The 15,203-nt window shown below is 66.2% G+C and carries 13 protein-coding genes and 1 tRNA gene; 6 read left to right on the forward strand and 8 right to left on the reverse strand.

The genetic code is table 11. The annotated features are described in order from the left end of the window. The 3 genes from hisH to PSm6_RS08310 all read right to left on the reverse strand — a co-directional run bounded on the left by hisH (position 1) and on the right by PSm6_RS08310 (position 3,040). On the reverse strand, positions 1–639 hold the full coding sequence (gene hisH, locus PSm6_RS08300; protein ID WP_043240536.1) for an imidazole glycerol phosphate synthase subunit HisH: 639 nt from the start codon (positions 637–639) through the stop codon (positions 1–3). Further along, positions 639–1,232 (reverse strand): imidazoleglycerol-phosphate dehydratase HisB, encoded by a 594-nt coding sequence (gene hisB / locus PSm6_RS08305; protein WP_021218663.1) that lies wholly within the window; start codon positions 1,230–1,232, stop codon positions 639–641. The genes hisH and hisB overlap by 1 nt, the downstream gene beginning before the upstream one ends. Positions 1,233–1,381: 149 nt before the next feature. Then, positions 1,382–3,040, reverse strand: a complete 1,659-nt coding sequence (locus tag PSm6_RS08310) for an OFA family MFS transporter (RefSeq protein ID WP_021218662.1) — start codon at positions 3,038–3,040, stop codon at positions 1,382–1,384. 160 nt (positions 3,041–3,200) lie between these two features. Between PSm6_RS08310 and PSm6_RS08315 the strand changes: the two genes are divergently transcribed. After that, positions 3,201–3,599, forward strand: a complete 399-nt coding sequence (locus tag PSm6_RS08315) for an acetyl-CoA sensor PanZ family protein (RefSeq protein ID WP_265170013.1) — start codon at positions 3,201–3,203, stop codon at positions 3,597–3,599. A gap of 3 nt (positions 3,600–3,602) precedes the next feature. Here the strand turns inward: PSm6_RS08315 and PSm6_RS08320 are convergent, their stop codons facing one another. Further along, positions 3,603–4,820 (reverse strand): sterol desaturase family protein, encoded by a 1,218-nt coding sequence (locus tag PSm6_RS08320; RefSeq protein WP_265170014.1) that lies wholly within the window; start codon positions 4,818–4,820, stop codon positions 3,603–3,605. 220 nt (positions 4,821–5,040) lie between these two features. Here PSm6_RS08320 and PSm6_RS08325 point away from each other — a divergent pair, with 220 nt between their 5' ends. The 5 genes from PSm6_RS08325 to PSm6_RS08345 all read left to right on the forward strand — a co-directional run bounded on the left by PSm6_RS08325 (position 5,041) and on the right by PSm6_RS08345 (position 9,051). Beyond that, positions 5,041–7,266: an AsmA family protein gene (locus PSm6_RS08325; protein ID WP_265170015.1), complete on the forward strand. Its 2,226-nt coding sequence runs from the start codon at positions 5,041–5,043 to the stop codon at positions 7,264–7,266. Next, complete coding sequence (gene mutY, locus PSm6_RS08330) at positions 7,263–8,330, forward strand: A/G-specific adenine glycosylase (RefSeq protein ID WP_043240526.1); 1,068 nt, start codon at positions 7,263–7,265, stop codon at positions 8,328–8,330. Before PSm6_RS08325 ends, mutY begins: the two co-directional genes overlap by 4 nt. After that, positions 8,327–8,599: an oxidative damage protection protein gene (locus tag PSm6_RS08335; protein WP_021218657.1), complete on the forward strand. Its 273-nt coding sequence runs from the start codon at positions 8,327–8,329 to the stop codon at positions 8,597–8,599. The genes mutY and PSm6_RS08335 overlap by 4 nt, the downstream gene beginning before the upstream one ends. A 77-nt stretch (positions 8,600–8,676) precedes the next feature. Then, positions 8,677–8,752, forward strand: a tRNA-Phe gene (locus PSm6_RS08340). A gap of 170 nt (positions 8,753–8,922) precedes the next feature. Continuing rightward, positions 8,923–9,051, forward strand: a complete 129-nt coding sequence (locus PSm6_RS08345; protein WP_021218656.1) for a hypothetical protein — start codon at positions 8,923–8,925, stop codon at positions 9,049–9,051. A gap of 6 nt (positions 9,052–9,057) precedes the next feature. Here PSm6_RS08345 and PSm6_RS08350 read toward each other — a convergent pair whose 3' ends face one another. The 4 genes from PSm6_RS08350 to PSm6_RS08365 are packed head-to-tail and all read right to left on the reverse strand — an operon-like array spanning position 9,058 to position 15,121. Continuing rightward, positions 9,058–10,242, reverse strand: coding sequence for a hybrid sensor histidine kinase/response regulator (locus PSm6_RS08350; RefSeq protein WP_043240521.1), 1,185 nt, complete (start codon positions 10,240–10,242; stop codon positions 9,058–9,060). Continuing rightward, positions 10,232–10,816, reverse strand: coding sequence for a chemotaxis protein CheB (locus PSm6_RS08355; RefSeq protein ID WP_021218654.1), 585 nt, complete (start codon positions 10,814–10,816; stop codon positions 10,232–10,234). The genes PSm6_RS08350 and PSm6_RS08355 overlap by 11 nt, the downstream gene beginning before the upstream one ends. Further along, on the reverse strand, positions 10,813–11,631 hold the full coding sequence (locus tag PSm6_RS08360; protein ID WP_021218653.1) for a CheR family methyltransferase: 819 nt from the start codon (positions 11,629–11,631) through the stop codon (positions 10,813–10,815). The genes PSm6_RS08355 and PSm6_RS08360 overlap by 4 nt, the downstream gene beginning before the upstream one ends. A 1-nt stretch (position 11,632) precedes the next feature. Next, positions 11,633–15,121 carry a response regulator gene (locus PSm6_RS08365; RefSeq protein ID WP_265170016.1) on the reverse strand — a complete coding sequence of 1,163 codons (3,489 nt, stop codon included), beginning with the start codon at positions 15,119–15,121 and terminating at the stop codon, positions 11,633–11,635. Positions 15,122–15,203: the final 82 nt, after the last annotated feature.

Genomic DNA, 15,203 nt, shown 5'->3' on the forward strand with positions numbered 1-15,203 from the left:
TTACCAGCGCCCGTCCCAGGCGGCGAAGTTCTGCAGCAGCTGCAGGCCATTGGTGTGGCTCTTCTCCGGGTGGAACTGCACGGCGAAGCGCGAGCCATCGGCCAGCGCGGCGGCGAAATCCTTGCCGTAGTGGCCGCGACCAGCGACCTGGCGCGGGTTGCCCGCCTCGATGTAGTAGCTGTGCACGAAGTAGAAGCGGCCCTGGTCGGGGATGTTGTGCCAGAGCGGGTGGTCGAGGGTGCGGGCCACCTCGTTCCAGCCCATGTGCGGCACCTTCAGCAGCTCACCGTCTTCCACCATGCCCTTGCCGAAGAAACGCACCTTGCCGGGGAACAGGCCGATGCAGTCGACACCGCCGTTTTCCTCGCTGTGCTCCAGCAGCGCCTGCATGCCGACGCAGATGCCGAGGAACGGGCGGTCCTTGCTCACTTCGCGCACCAGCTCGTCGAAGCCCAGGCGGCGGATCTCGGCCATGCAGTCACGGATGGCGCCGACACCGGGGAAGACCACGCGGTCGGCCTCACGGATGACGTTGGCGTCGCTGGTGACCATCACCCGCCCGGCGCCGACGTGTTCCAGCGCCTTGGCAACCGAGTGCAGGTTGCCCATGCCGTAGTCGATGACAGCAACGGTCTGCATCAGAGCACGCCCTTGGTGGAGGGCATCTGGCCGGCCATGCGCGGGTCGAGCTCCACGGCCATGCGCAGCGCGCGGCCGAAGGCCTTGAACACGGTCTCGATCTGGTGGTGGGTGTTGTGGCCACGCAGGTTGTCGATGTGCATGGACACCAGGGCGTGGTTGACGAAGCCCTGGAAGAACTCCTGGAACAGGTCGACATCGAAGCCACCGACCGTGGCACGGGTGAAGGGCACGTGCATCTGCAGGCCGGGGCGGCCGGAGAAGTCGATCACCACGCGCGACAGCGCTTCGTCCAGCGGCACATAGGAGTGGCCGTAGCGGACGATGCCTTTCTTGTCGCCGATGGCCTGGGTGAAGGCCTGGCCGAGGGTGATACCGACGTCTTCGACGGTGTGGTGGTCGTCGATATGCAGATCACCCTTGCACTCGATGTCCAGGTCGATCAGCCCATGGCGGGCGATCTGGTCGAGCATGTGCTCGAGGAAGGGCACGCCGATATCGAAGCGCGCCTTGCCAGTGCCATCCAGGTTGATCGAGACCTTGATCTGGGTCTCCAGGGTGTTGCGTTCGACGGATGCCTTACGTTCGGCCATCACCAGCTCCGCAAAATCATTGGGCAAAAGGGGCGACATTATAGGCCGAGAATGCGACGGGCTTGAAGCCGATCGGCGGGAGGACTACAGGGGGCCGAAACGCACGGGGCCGACATGAAGTCGGCCCCGGCGATTCACAGGTGTGGCACTCAGCTGAACAGCGCGGCTGTCTTCTGCAGGGTGATCCACACGCCCCAGGCCAGCGGCAGGCCCACGGCCAGCCAGGCCGCGATCACCAGCGGCTTGCTGGACGGGTCGGCCGACCATTCCAGGTCCGCGGCTTCCTTGGCGGCGTCATGGCCGATGGCACGCTCGGCGGCCAGTTCGGCGTCGGTCATGAAGTACTTCGGATCCACCGGGCGCACCAGCATGTTGCAGATGAAGCCCAGCACCAGCAGGCCGGCGAGGATGTACAGGGTGATGTCGTACGCCGCAGCGCGTTCGACGCCGATGCTCAGCTGGTACTCGCGGATGTAGTTCACCAGTACCGGGCCGAGGATGCCGGCGAAAGCCCAGGCGGTCAGCAGGCGACCGTGGATGGCACCGACCATCTGGGTGCCGAACAGGTCCGCCAGGTAGGCCGGCACGGTGGCGAAGCCGCCGCCGTACATGGACAGGATCAGGCAGAAGCAGAACACGAAGAACGCGACGCTGCCCAGGTGGCCGGTCCAGGGCACCAGTGCGTAGAGCACGAAGCCGAGGGCGAAGAACACGAAGTAGGTCGCCTTGCGGCCGATCAGGTCGGAGAAGGACGCCCAGAAGAAGCGGCCACCGATGTTGAACAGGCTCAGCAGGCCGGTGAAGCCCGCCGCGATGGCGGCGATCTGCGCCAGTTGGGCGGCATCCAGCTGGTTGAAGCTCAGGTGGTTGCCGATCAGCTTGCCGGCGAAGACTTCCTGCAGCAGCGGGGACGCCATGCCGATGATGCCTATGCCGGCGGACACGTTGAGGCAGAGCACGGCCCAGACCAGCCAGAACTGCGGAGTTTTCCACGCGGTGTTCACATGGACGTGGCCCTTGGTGATCATCGCGTTGTTGGCTTTCTTCACCGGCGCGGTCCAGCCCTTGGGCTTCCAGCCGGTCGGCGGCACGCGGTAGGCCAGGGCGCCACCGACCATGAAGACGAAGTAGATCGCCGCCATGACCACGAAGCTCTGCCAGACGCCAACGCTATCGGCGGAGGCGAAGTGGCTCATCAGTTCGGCAGCCAGGGGCGCACCGACCATGGCACCACCGCCGAAGCCCATGATCGCCATGCCGGTAGCCATGCCGCGCTTGTCCGGGAACCACTTGATAAGGGTCGAGACCGGCGAGATATAGCCGAGGCCGAGCCCGATACCGCCGATCACGCCCAGGCCCACCCACATCAGCCAGATCTGGTGGATGTAGACGCCGAAGGCGGAAATCAGCAGGCCACCGCACCAGCAGAAGGCCGAAACCAGGCCCGCCTTGCGCGGCCCCGCGTGCTCCAGCCAGCCACCCCAGATGGCGGCCGAGCAGCCGAGGAAGATGAAGAACAGGGTGTAGATCCAGCCGAGCATCGAGATCTGCCAGTCGCAATCGCTGGCGAAGACCTGGGCGAAGAAGCCCAGCTCAGGGGCGCAGGCGACCGGCGCGGTGACGCCGATGGCCTTGGACAGGGGCAGCCAGAACACGGAGAAACCGTAGGCCATGCCGATGCACAGGTGGATGGCGAGGGCCGCCGGCGGAACCAGCCAGCGGTTGAAGCCCTGTCGGGCCACCGTCCGTTCCTTCGACAGGAACGCCGGCCGGGCGGCCTTGCCGTCCAGACTCAAGGTACTGCTCATTGATTATTTATCCTTTATAGGTGCACGCAGGTGGGCGGCCCGTACAAAACTGGTTGCTCCCCAAGCACGGGCCACACGCAAAACCGCAAGTCCCACGAGACTGCGGCATTGCGTCGCGTATTATCCCGCCGTCACCGCCCGCGCCTCAATAAGGACACGCATGCCCGTCATCGTCGAAACACCCGACCGAATCAGCGACCAGGACAGGAATGACCTCGCCCGCATCTACGCCGACGCCCCGGAATGGCTGTTCGCACCTTTTGCCGGGACTGAGGACCTGGTCACATCCGCGCTCGCCGAAGGCAGCCTGGTGACCGGCCGCTTCAACGATCGCCTGCTGGGCGCAGCCCTGCTGCAGCGGGGCGAAGGCCACTGGCAGCTGTCCCACCTATGCGTGCGCACCATCACCCGCCAGCGCGGCGTGGCCCGGCGCCTGCTCGACGAAGCCCAGCGCATGGCCCGCGAAGCCGGCTGCGAACTGCGCCTGGCCGCCCCCGCCGGGCACCTGGAAAGCCAGGCCCTGGCCGCCCGCGCCCACCTACCGCTCGTCAGTTTCTGAGCCTCAGGCCGTCGCGGCGCCCTGCGCCGTGCGGCCCAGCAGCATCAGCCAGGCCAGGCTGCCCAGGCACACCCCCACCAGCACCAGCACCAGCCACCAGAGCCCCGGCGCCAGCCAGGCGCCCCAGCCCAGCGCCAGGCCGGCCATGGCCACCAGGCGCAGCGCCTCGACCCGCCAGAGATTGCCGCGCCCCTCGAACAGCAGCCCCAGGCTCAGGCATCCGGAAAGGATCGCCACCACCAGCAGCCACGGTTCCCACACCGCCGCGCGACGTACGCAGGCGAGAAACCCCAGCGCCAGCAGGTTGATCAACAGGAACTGCACGAAGGCATAGGCCACCAGTTGCCGGGGGTAGGCGCTCTCGAAACGCTCGTCGGTCATCTTCGGCCAGGGCCGCTCGCGCACATCCGCCGGGCGCCAGCCGGTGGGCATCCACCACAGGCGCAGCTTGTCCCACCAGGAACGGGTCGCCCGGGCGTCGTCCCAGAGCAGCCGCCACCAGCTGAACTGCAGGCGGATCGGGTCGAAGGTGCGCACCGGCGTGGTCACCCCGTAGATCACCGGCTCGCGCTCCTCGGTGAAGGTGCCGAAGAGCTTGTCCCAGAGGATGAACACGCCGCCGTGGTTGCGATCGATGTAGCAATCGTTCTGGCCGTGATGCACGCGGTGCAGCGAAGGCGTCACCAACACCTTCTCCAGCCAGCCGAGCTGGCCCACATGCTGGCTGTGGATCCAGAACTGGTAGGTCAGTTGCACGCCCAGCAGCACCAGGAACAGTGGCAGGGGCAAGCCGAGCAGCGCCAGCGGCAGGTAGAAGGGCCAATCGAAGGCGGTCTGGAAGGCGCCCTTGCGCAGCGCGGTGGACAGGTTGAAGTCCTCGCTGGAGTGGTGCGGCTGGTGCGCCCCCCACAGCAGGTTGTAGCGATGCAGGGTGCGATGGGCCCAGTAGAAGCAGAAATCCACCGCGATGAAGCCGCCCAGCCAGACCCAGGGCGACGCCGCATCCAGCTCCAGCAGCCGCCCGTGCTCGTAGAGCCAGGCGTAGGGCAGCACCAGCAGCAGGCGCAGCGGCCCTTCCAGCAGCACTCGCAATACGGCGGTGTTGATGCTGGTGGCGGCGTCCGCCAGGCGATAGGTGGAGCGGCCGGAATGCCGCTCGTAGGCGAGCTCCAGCAGCATCAGCAGGATGTAGAGCGGGAAGGCCAGCACCGCCACGTTCATGGGCACCTCGTCATTGTCATTGTCGTACCTGTGCCGGCCAGACTAGATCAGCGCCCCACCGCCCTTCCCGACCGCTCGCGCCAAATGCCGGTGCAGCGCGCGCCAGGTTCGCTGGGGCAGGCGGTGAACCGCCGGGCGATTTCATCATCCAAACAGCTGACCTCGCTGGCGCTATACTCGGCGCCCTCACTCCACATGCACCCACCACAAGGACTCGTCCATGAAATCCATCGGCAAAATCCTGGGCCTCTTCCTCCTCGGACTGTTGCTGATCATCGTGGCGCTGGGCTTCGCCCTGACCCACCTGTTCGATCCTAACGACTACAAGGACGAGATCCGCCAGATCGCCCGCGACAAGGCCAACCTGGAACTCGACCTCAAGGGCGACATCGGCTGGAGCCTGTTCCCCTGGCTGGGCCTGGAGCTGCACGACACCACCCTGGCCAGCGCCGCCACCCCCGACAAACCCTTCGCCGACCTGCAGATGCTCGGCCTCTCCGTGCGCGTGCTGCCGCTGCTGCGCAAGGAAGTGCAGATGAGCGACATCCGCGTCGAAGGCCTCAACCTCACCCTGGTGCGGGACGAAAAGGGCCACGGCAACTGGGAAGACATCGGCCGCCCGGCACAGACCGCCCAAGCCGCGCCTGCCGACGCCGCCAAGCCCGGCACCCCGGCAGAAACCCCGGCGCAGCAGCCCGACAACGCCCCGGCGCGCCCGATCAAGCTGGATATCGACAGCCTCACGGTGAACAACGCCCGCGTCGACTACACCGACGCCAAGACCGGCAAGCAATACAGCGCCGAAAGCATCGAGCTGACCACCGGCGCCATCCGTGAAGCCGCCAGCATCCCCTTCAAGCTCACCGCCTTCTTCGGCAGCAACCAGCCGCTGATGCGCGCCAAGACCGAACTGGCCGCCAGCCTGCGCTTCGACCGCGCCCTCAAGCGCTACCAGCTCGAAGACGCCAAGCTCAGCGGCGAAGCCTCGGGCGAGCCGCTCAAGGGCAAGACCCTCACTTTCAACGCCCAGGGCCAGCTGCTGGCCGACCTCGCCGCCAACGTCGCCGAGTGGAACGGACTGAAGCTCTCCGCCAACCAGTTGCGCGCCCTGGGTGAACTCAAGGTGCATGACCTGGACAAGACCCCGCGCCTGGAAGGTGGCCTGTCCATCGCCCAGCTCGACCTGCGTGAATTCCTCACCGGGCTCGGCGTCGAACTGCCCGCCATGCAGGACGCCAGCACCCTGAAGAAATTCGAGCTGGCCGCCAAGCTGGCCGGCACGCCCACCAGCCTCGCCCTGGAGCAGCTCAACCTGAAGCTGGACGACAGCACCTTCAGCGGCCGCATGGCCATCGCCGATCTCGACAAGCAAGCTCTGCGCGTGCAGCTCAAGGGCGACAAGCTCGACCTAGACCGCTACCTGCCGCCGAAGAAGAAGGACAAGGACACCAGTGCCCGCCAGGCCGAAGTGCAAGGCGCCGTCGCCGCTGCCGGCCAGGCCGGCACCACGCCGCTGCCCGACAAGCCCAGCCAGCACGCCTGGAGCGAAGAGCCGGTACTGCCCCTGGAGCCCCTGCGCAAACTCGACCTGGAAGCCGACCTCGTCTTCGGCCAACTGACCTTCGACAAGCTGCCCCTGGGCGATGCCCGCCTCAAAGCTCGCGGCAAAGGCGGCCTGATCGAGCTGGAGCAGATGCGCGGCGCCCTCTACGGCGGTGATTTCGAAGCCAAGGCCAGCCTCGACGTGCGTCCCCCGGTACCGCTGCTGGCCGCGCAGAAGCGCATCAACCACATCCCGGTGGAGAAGATCCTCACCGCCCTGGAGCAGAAGCCACCGGTACGAGGCGCCCTGGACCTGAGCGCCGACATCACCACCAGCGGCAACAGCCAGAAAGCCTGGGTCGACGGCCTCAACGGCACCGCCAGCTTCGTCCTCAACGACGGCGCGCTGCTCGACGCCAACCTCGAACAGCAACTGTGCCAGGGCATCGCCACCCTCAACCGCAAGGCCCTCACCACCACCTACAGCGGCAAGGAAACCCCCTTCGAGCAGCTGCAGGGCAGCCTGGTGTTCAACCGTGGCGTCGCCAGCAACCCCGACCTCAAGGCACGCATTCCCGGCCTCAGCCTGAACGGCAACGGTGATGTGGACCTGCGCGTGCTTGGCCTCGACTACCGCGTCGGCATCACCATCGAAGGCGACAAGGGCGAAATGCCCGACCCGGCCTGCCAGGTGAACAAGCGCTACGTCGGCATCGAATGGCCGCTGCACTGCCGTGGCCCGCTGGAGATCGGCGCCAAGGCCTGCCGCCTGGACAAGGACGGCATGGGCAAGATCGCCGCCAAGCTGGCCGGCGACAAGATCAGCGAGAAGCTCGAAGAAAAGCTGGGCGACAAGGTCAGCCCGGAACTCAAGGACGCACTCAAGGGGCTGTTCAAGCGATGAGCCCCGAGCAATTTTCCAGCGCCGTCCTCGACTGGTACGACCGCCACGGCCGCCACGACCTGCCCTGGCAGCTGGGCATCACCCCGTACCGCGTCTGGGTCTCCGAAATCATGCTGCAGCAGACCCAGGTCAGCACCGTGCTCGGCTACTTCGACCGCTTCATGGCCGCCCTGCCCACCGTGCGCGACCTGGCCGAAGCCCCCGAGGACGAAGTGCTGCACCTGTGGACCGGCCTGGGCTACTACACCCGCGCACGCAACCTGCAGAAGACCGCGAAGATCGTCATGGAGCAGCACGGCGGCGAGTTCCCCCGCGATGTCGAACAGCTCGCCGAGCTGCCCGGCATCGGCCGCTCCACCGCCGGGGCCATCGCCAGCCTGTCCATGGGCCTGCGCGCGCCTATCCTCGACGGCAACGTCAAGCGCGTGCTGGCCCGCTACGTCGCCCAGGAGGGCTACCCGGGCGAGCCCAAGGTGGCCAAGCAGCTGTGGGCGGTGGCCGAGCGCTTCCTGCCCCGGGAGCGGGTGAACAACTACACCCAGGCGATGATGGACCTGGGCGCCACCCTCTGTACCCGCAGCAAGCCCAGCTGCCTGCTGTGCCCGCTGCAGAGCGGCTGCCAGGCGCACCTGCTGGGGCTGGAGATCCGCTACCCGATCCCCAAGCCGCGCAAGGAGCTGCCGCAGAAGCGCACCCTGATGCCCATCCTGGCTAACCGCGAAGGCGCCATCCTCCTCTACCGCCGCCCCTCCACCGGGCTCTGGGGAGGGCTCTGGAGCCTGCCGGAGCTGGACGACCTGGCCGCCCTCGACCCTATCGCCAGCCAGCACGCCCTGCGCCTGGGCGAACGCGAGGCGCTGCCGGAGCTGACCCACACCTTCAGCCACTTCCAGCTGGCCATCGAACCCTGGCTGGTGCACGTGGAAGGCGACCAAGGCGTCGTGGCCGATGCCGACTGGCTCTGGTATAACCTCGCCACCCCGCCGCGCCTGGGCCTCGCCGCCCCGGTGAAGAAGCTGCTCAAGCGCGCGGCCGATGTATTGAATGCAGGAGAAAAGCCATGACCCGCACCGTCAAGTGCCGCAAGTACAACGAAGAACTGCCCGGCCTCGACCGCCCGCCCTACCCCGGCGCCAAGGGCGAAGACATCTTCAACAACGTCTCGAAGAAAGCCTGGGACGAATGGCAGAAACACCAGACCCTGCTGATCAACGAACGTCGCCTGAACATGATGAACGCCGAAGACCGCAAGTTCCTCCAGGCCGAGATGGACAAGTTCTTCTCCGGCGAGGAATACGCCCAGGCGGACGGTTATGTACCCCCGAGCGCGTAAGCGCCCGTAAAGGCTGAAAAATTTTTTCGAAACACGCTTGACGACCCCCTCTGAAATCCGTTTAATAGCGCCCCGTTGCCCAGGTAGCTCAGTTGGTAGAGCAGGGGATTGAAAATCCCCGTGTCGGCGGTTCGATTCCGTCCCTGGGCACCACCTTCAAGCTTTCAGGTGGTGCTGGCATCAGCTGGAAGCAAACAGAAAACCCGCCTAGTGCGGGTTTTTTGTTGCCTGCGATTCAGCATCGGCAGACGCCAATCCGAGTTTCTGTTTGAACGCCCTCACGCCGGTCAGGCTCGAAACAGCATGACCCGAGGAGGTGCGACATGACTGGAAAAGACGACCTGCCGGTGGACAAGGACCCGCAGAGCCCCGGCCGCGATCCCGAACCCGTGGACCCAGATCGCGATGACGGCGAGCAGCCCCGCGACCCGGACGAGTCGCAGGTGGAGTGAAAGGCGTCAGCCCAGGGGCAGCACCAGGCTGAAGGTGGCGCCTTCGCCCTTCTCGCTGGTGACGTCGATGCGCCCGCCGTGGGCGGTGACGATCTGTTCGGAGATGTACAGGCCGAGCCCGAGGCCGGCGATCTTCTCCGAGCCGCTGACCCGCTCGAACTGCTGGAAGATGCGGCGCTGATCGGCAGGCGAGATGCCGACGCCATTGTCGCTGACCTCCACTCGTGCCTCACCACCCTCCCCCTGCACGCGGACCCGTATCGGCTTGCCCGGCCCGTAGCGCAGGGCGTTGCTCAGCAGGTTGCTGACCACCTGCTCGATACGGAAGGCATCCCACACGCCGTGCAGTTCGCCGTCGATCTCCAGGCTCAGCTCGCAGCCGACGCCCTGCATCTGCTGTTCGAAGTTTTCGGTGACGTTGCGCACCAGGCGACCGAGCTCGGTGCGCTCGGGGCGGATCGACAGCTTGCCGGTGCGGATGCGGGACACATCGAGCATGTCCTCGATCAGGCGGATGAGGCTTCTGATCTGCCGCTCGTCGCGGTCGAACATGGCCTTGAGCTTGTCCTCGCTGAACACCGCGGCATTGCCCTTGGCCATGTACATCTGGCGCAGCTGGGTATCGAGGATCAGCCCGTTGAGCGGCGTGCGCAGCTCGTGGGAGACGATGGACATGAAGTCGTCACGCATCTGCACCGCGCGCTGCAGCTCGGCCTGGGTGGCGCGCAGCTCGGCCAGCAGCGCGTCCTGCTCGCGGCGGCCCTGCTCCAGGGCATCGAGCTGGCAGGCCATCAGCTTGCGCTGGCGGTGCAGCTCGACGAACACCGCCACCTTGCTGCGCACGGCGTGGTGGTCCAGGGGCTTGTAGAGGAAATCCACCGCGCCGCTCTCATAGCCCTTGAAGGCGTAGTTGAGCTCGCGCCCGGCGGCACTGACGAAGACGATGGGGATGTGCTTGGTCTTTTCCGTGCCGCGCATCAGCTCGGCCAGCTCGAAACCGTTCATGCCGGGCATCTGCACATCGAGAATGGCCAGGGCGAACTCGTGCTCCAGCAGCAGTGCTAGCGCCTCGTCGGCCGAGCTGGCCTGGTACACCTGGCGTCCCTCGCCCTTGATCAACGCCTCCAGCGCCAGGAGGTTCTCCGGCAGGTCGTCGACGATCAGCAGCTTGCTCGTTTGGCTAGTCGGCATGGGCGGGGTCCAGTTGGGCCAGGAGTGCGCGAATGCCGCGCAACGGAAGAATATGGTCGGGCACGTGGCTCGCCAGGGCGGCCTCGGGCATGGTCGGCACTTGCGCTTCGAGCGGGTCCTGGACGACGGTCAGGCCACCGCCCTGCTTGATCGCCGCCAGGCCCGCCGCGCCGTCCTGGTTGGCGCCGGTGAGCAATACGCCCACCAGGCGTTCCTGGAAGCAGTCGGCGGCCGACTCGAAAAGCACGTCGATGGACGGCCGCGAGTAGTGCAGCGGCTCTTCGCGGCTGAAGGACAGGCTGTGGTCGCGCTCGATGGAGAGGTGGTAGCCGGGCGCGGCGAAATACAATGTGCCGGGGCGCAGGCTTTCCTTGTCCTCGGCTTCCTTCACCCGCAGCGCCAGGCGCCGGGAGAAAAGATCGGCCAGCAGGCTGTCACGGGACTCCGGCAGGTGCAGCACGCAGACCAGCGGCAGCGCGTAGTCGGCGGGCAGGCCGCTGAACACCGTCAGCAGCGCTTCCACGCCACCGGCGGATGCCCCGACCACCACTGCGTCCCACTGCTGCGTGCTCATAGTTTGCGAAACACCCTTTCCTGGCGGTTGAGCGCCTCGAAGCGGTTGGCGTAGGCGGAGAAGTCCAGGCTCTCCTTGCTGCCCAGGCCGAGGAAGCCGCGGTGGCACAGGGACTCGTGGAAGAGCCCGAGGGCGCGGTCCTGCAACTGCTTGTTGAAATAGATCAGGACGTTGCGACAGGAGATCAGCTGGGTCTCGGAGAACACCGCGTCGGTCGCCAGGCTGTGGTCGGCGAAGGTGACGTTCTCCCGGAGGGCCTTGTCGAACAGCGCGCCGTCGTACGCCGCAGTGTAGTAGTCCGACAGCGACCCCCGCCCCCCGGCCTTGCGATAGTTCTCGCTGTACTGGCGCATGTCGTCGAGGGAGTAGATGCCGCGCCGGGCCTTTTCCAGGGACTGCGGGTTGATGTCGGTGGCGTAGATCAGCGTGCGCTCCAGCAGCCCTTCCTCATGCAGGAGGATGGCCATCGAGTGCACTTCCTCACCGGTGCTGCAGCCGGCTATCCATACCTTGATCGAGGGGTAGGTGCGCAGGATGGGCACCACTTCCTGGCGCAGGGCGAGGAAGTAGCTGGGGTCGCGGAACATCTCGCTGACCGGGATGGTGAGGTACTGCAGCAGCTCGTGGAACGCCTGGGGGTCGTGGATGATGCGCTCCTGCAGGGCCGAGATGGTGGCGCACTCGAACTGGTTCAGGGCGTAGAGCACCCGGCGCTTGAGGGAGGAGCCCGAGTAGTCACGGAAGTCGTAGCTGTACTTCAGGTAGATCGCCTCGATCAGCAGGCGCAGCTCGATTTCCTGGGTGCGTTCGGGCATCTCAGATGCGCTCCAGCTTCGGCAGCCAGACGCGGATCAGCGAGAACAGCCGATCCAGGTCGATTGGTTTGGCCAGGTAATCGTTGGCGCCCGCGCGCATGCACAGGTCCTGGTCGTCCTTCATCGCCTTGGCGGTCACCGCGATGATCGGCAGCTTGGCCCAGCGCGCTTCCTCGCGGATCAGGCGGGTGGCTTCGTAGCCGTCCATCTCCGGCATCATCACGTCCATCAGCACCAGGTCGATCTCCGGCACCGCATTGAGCTTGTCGATGGCCTCGCGGCCGTTGCGGGCGATCTCCACCCGCGCGCCCTTCTGCTCCAGGGCGCTGGTGAGGGCGAAGATGTTACGCACGTCGTCGTCCACCAGGAGGATGCGCCGCTCCTCGAACACCTTGTCGCGGCTGCGGGCGGTCTTGAGCATCTTCTGCCGCTCGCTGGAGAGCTCCGATTCGACCTTGTGCAGGAACAGCGTGACCTCGTCCAGCAAGCGCTCTGGGGAGCGCGCGCCCTTGATGATGATGGAGCGCGAGTACTTCATCAGCTCGGCCTCCTCGTCGCGGGTCAGGTTGCGTCCGGTGTAGACGATGACCGGCGGGAAGGAGCAGATGTCCTCGCTGCCCATGCGCTTGAGCAGGTCGTTGCCCTGCATGTCGGGCAGCTTGAGGTCGATGATCATGCAGTCGAACAGGGTGGAGCGCAGCAGCTCCAGCGCCTGCTCGCCGAACTCGACGGCGGTGATTTCAATGTCGTCGTCGCCGATCAGGCGGGCGATGCTGTCGCGCTGCAGGGCATCGTCCTCCACCAGCAGCACGCGCTTGACCTTCTGGGTGAGCTTGGCCTCGAGCTTGCCGAACACATCCTTGAGCTGGTCGCGGGTGGTGGGCTTGACCGCATAGCCGATGGCGCCCAGGTGCATGGCGGCCTCGCTGAGGTCCTCCACCGAGATGACGTGCACGGGGATGTGGCGGGTGTGCGGGTTGCCCTTGAGGCGTTGCAGCACCGAGAGCCCGGATTCGTCCGGCAGGCGCATGTCCAGGAGGATGGCGTCGGGCGAATGTCCGTCGGCCAGCTGGTACCCCTCGTCGGCACCATGGGCCACCAGGCAGCGGTAGCCGAGCTCGTGGGCCAGGTCATAGAGGATCTGCGCGAACTTGGGCTCGTCCTCGATCACCAGCACGCAGCGCCCGCCCAGATCGGCCTGGCCACGGTCATCCGGGAAGCTGGGGATGGGCTCGGCACGCGGCGCATCCGGTGCCGGCGGCGGTGCCACGCGCTGCAACGGCCGGCTCTCGACCACCGCCAGGGGCACGGCCTCGGCCTCGCCACGGCTCTGGTAGGTTTCCGGCAGCAACAGGGTGAACAGGCTGCCCTTGCCCGGCTCGCTGGACACCAGGATGGAGCCGCCGAGCAGCTCCGCCAGGTCACGGGAGATGGACAGGCCCAACCCGGTGCCGCCAAAGCGGCGGTTGGTGGTGCCATCGGCCTGGTGGAAGGCATCGAAGATGGGCCCGAGCTGGTCGCCGCGGATGCCGATGCCGGTGTCGCTGACGGCGAAGGCGATACCGCCCCGGGCACGGCTGACGCGCAGGCCGACTTCGCCCTTGTCGGTGAACTTGAGGGCGTTGGACAGCAGGTTCTTGAGAATCTGCTCCACACGCTGGCGGTCGGTGTAGAGCACGTCCGGCGCATCGGCATCGATGTCGAGGTGGAAGGCCAGGCGCTTTTCGTCGGCCAGGGGCTGGAACACACCCCGCAGCCCTTCCGCCAGGCGCTGGACATTGGTGTTCTCGGCGCGTACGTCGAGCTTGCCGGCCTCGACCTTGGAGATGTCGAGAATGTCGTTGATCAGGTTCAGCAGGTCGTTGCCGGCGGAGTAGATGGACTCGGCGAACTTGATCTGCTCGTCGTTGAGGTTGCCGGCCTGGTTGTCCGCCAGCAGCTTGGCCAGGATCAGCGAGCTGTTCAGCGGCGTGCGCAGCTCGTGGGACATGTTGGCGAGGAACTCGGACTTGTAGCGGCTGGCCCGCTGCAACTCCTCGGCGCGCGCTTCCAGCTCCACCTGGGCCTTGTTCAGCGCGCTGTTCTTGTTGTCCAGGTCGTCGCGCTGGGCCGCCATTTCCTGGGCCTGCTCACCGAGGCGCTCGTTGGTCTGCTCCAGCTCCGCCTGCTGGGTCTCCAGGTGGGCCTGGGACTCGCGCAGCACGCGGGACTGTTCCTCCAGCTCCTCGTTGGCGGTCTTCAGCTCTTCCTGCTGCACCTGCAGCTCTTCGTTCAGTTGCTGGGTTTCCTCCAGCACCACCTGCAGGCGCTGGCGGTAGCGGGCCGCTTCCAGGGCAGTACCCAGGTTGCCGGCAATCATCTCCAGCAGCGCCGAATCACGCGGTTCGAGGCGACGCAGGAAGCCCAGCTCGATCACGCCATTGACTTCGCCATCACTGAAGGTCGGCACCAGCAGCACCGCTTGCGGCTCCACATCGCCCAGGCCGGAGCTGACCTTGATATAGCCGGCCGGCAGGGAGTCGAGCGCACGGATGCGCTTTTCCACCGCCACCTGGCCCACCAGGGTCTCGGTGCTGGCGAAGTTCTGCTCGCGGCTCTCCAGCTCGCGGGAGAAACCGTAGGAAGCGACGCGCTGCAGGCTGCCGTGCTCGTCACGGCCATAGAGCGCACCCACCGCCATGTCCAGGTAGCCGGCCAGGAACTCCAGCATGTTGCGCCCCAGCACCGGCGGGGTCTGCTGGCCGATGATGCGTTCGGAGAGCAGCGCCTGGCCGTCCCGCAGCCAGGCCTGGCGTTGCAGGTGCTCACTGTGGGCCCGCTGCTGGGCGAGGGATTCGCTGTAGGTGGTGGCGAGGGACAACAGCTCGCGGCGCCCGAAGAACGCCAGCAGGCCGCTGAAACTCAGGCTGAAGAGCAGGTAGAGGGCGATGGTAAGGATCGCCGTATCACTGGCCTTCTCGTTGCGCTCGTGGCGCAGCTGGCGCTCCAGGTTGATGAAGATGCGGTACTGCTCGCGAACGGCGTCCACCAGTTGCTTGCCCCGGCCCTCGCTGACGGCATCGACGACGTTCAGGCCATCGCGCTTGCGGTCGATCATCTCCTTGGCGAAACGGTCCCACTCCTCCTGCAGCGCCTCGATGGTGCGCACGCGCTCCACCTGGGGCGGGTTGTCCTTGACCATCTCGCGCAGGCCGGACATGGCCGCCTTGATGCGCGGCCGCGCCTGCTCATAAGGCTGCAGGAAGGTGGCGTTGCCGGAAATCAGGTAGCCGCGCAGGCCGGACTCCTGGTCCACGGACAGGCGCAGGCCGTCGTTGGCATTGCTGATCACGATATCGGTGTGCTCGACCCAGCTGAGCACATAAAGCAGGTAGGAGATCAGCGCGACGAAAAGCATGGCGCCAAGCACGCCGACGCCCAGCGGCAGGGCGACGTTGCGCGCGAGGATGCGCCGAAAGCTCTTCTCGTCGGTGGAGTTCATGGTGGTCATCTGTGTTCCCTGGCCTGGTGCCTAAAATCACCGATCTGTTGGGGATATCGGAGGGTTCCGCATGTTAATGCGCTGACCTTCT

Origin of the sequence: Pseudomonas solani (assembly GCF_026072635.1) — a bacterium.
Lineage (GTDB): Bacteria > Pseudomonadota > Gammaproteobacteria > Pseudomonadales > Pseudomonadaceae > Metapseudomonas > Metapseudomonas solani.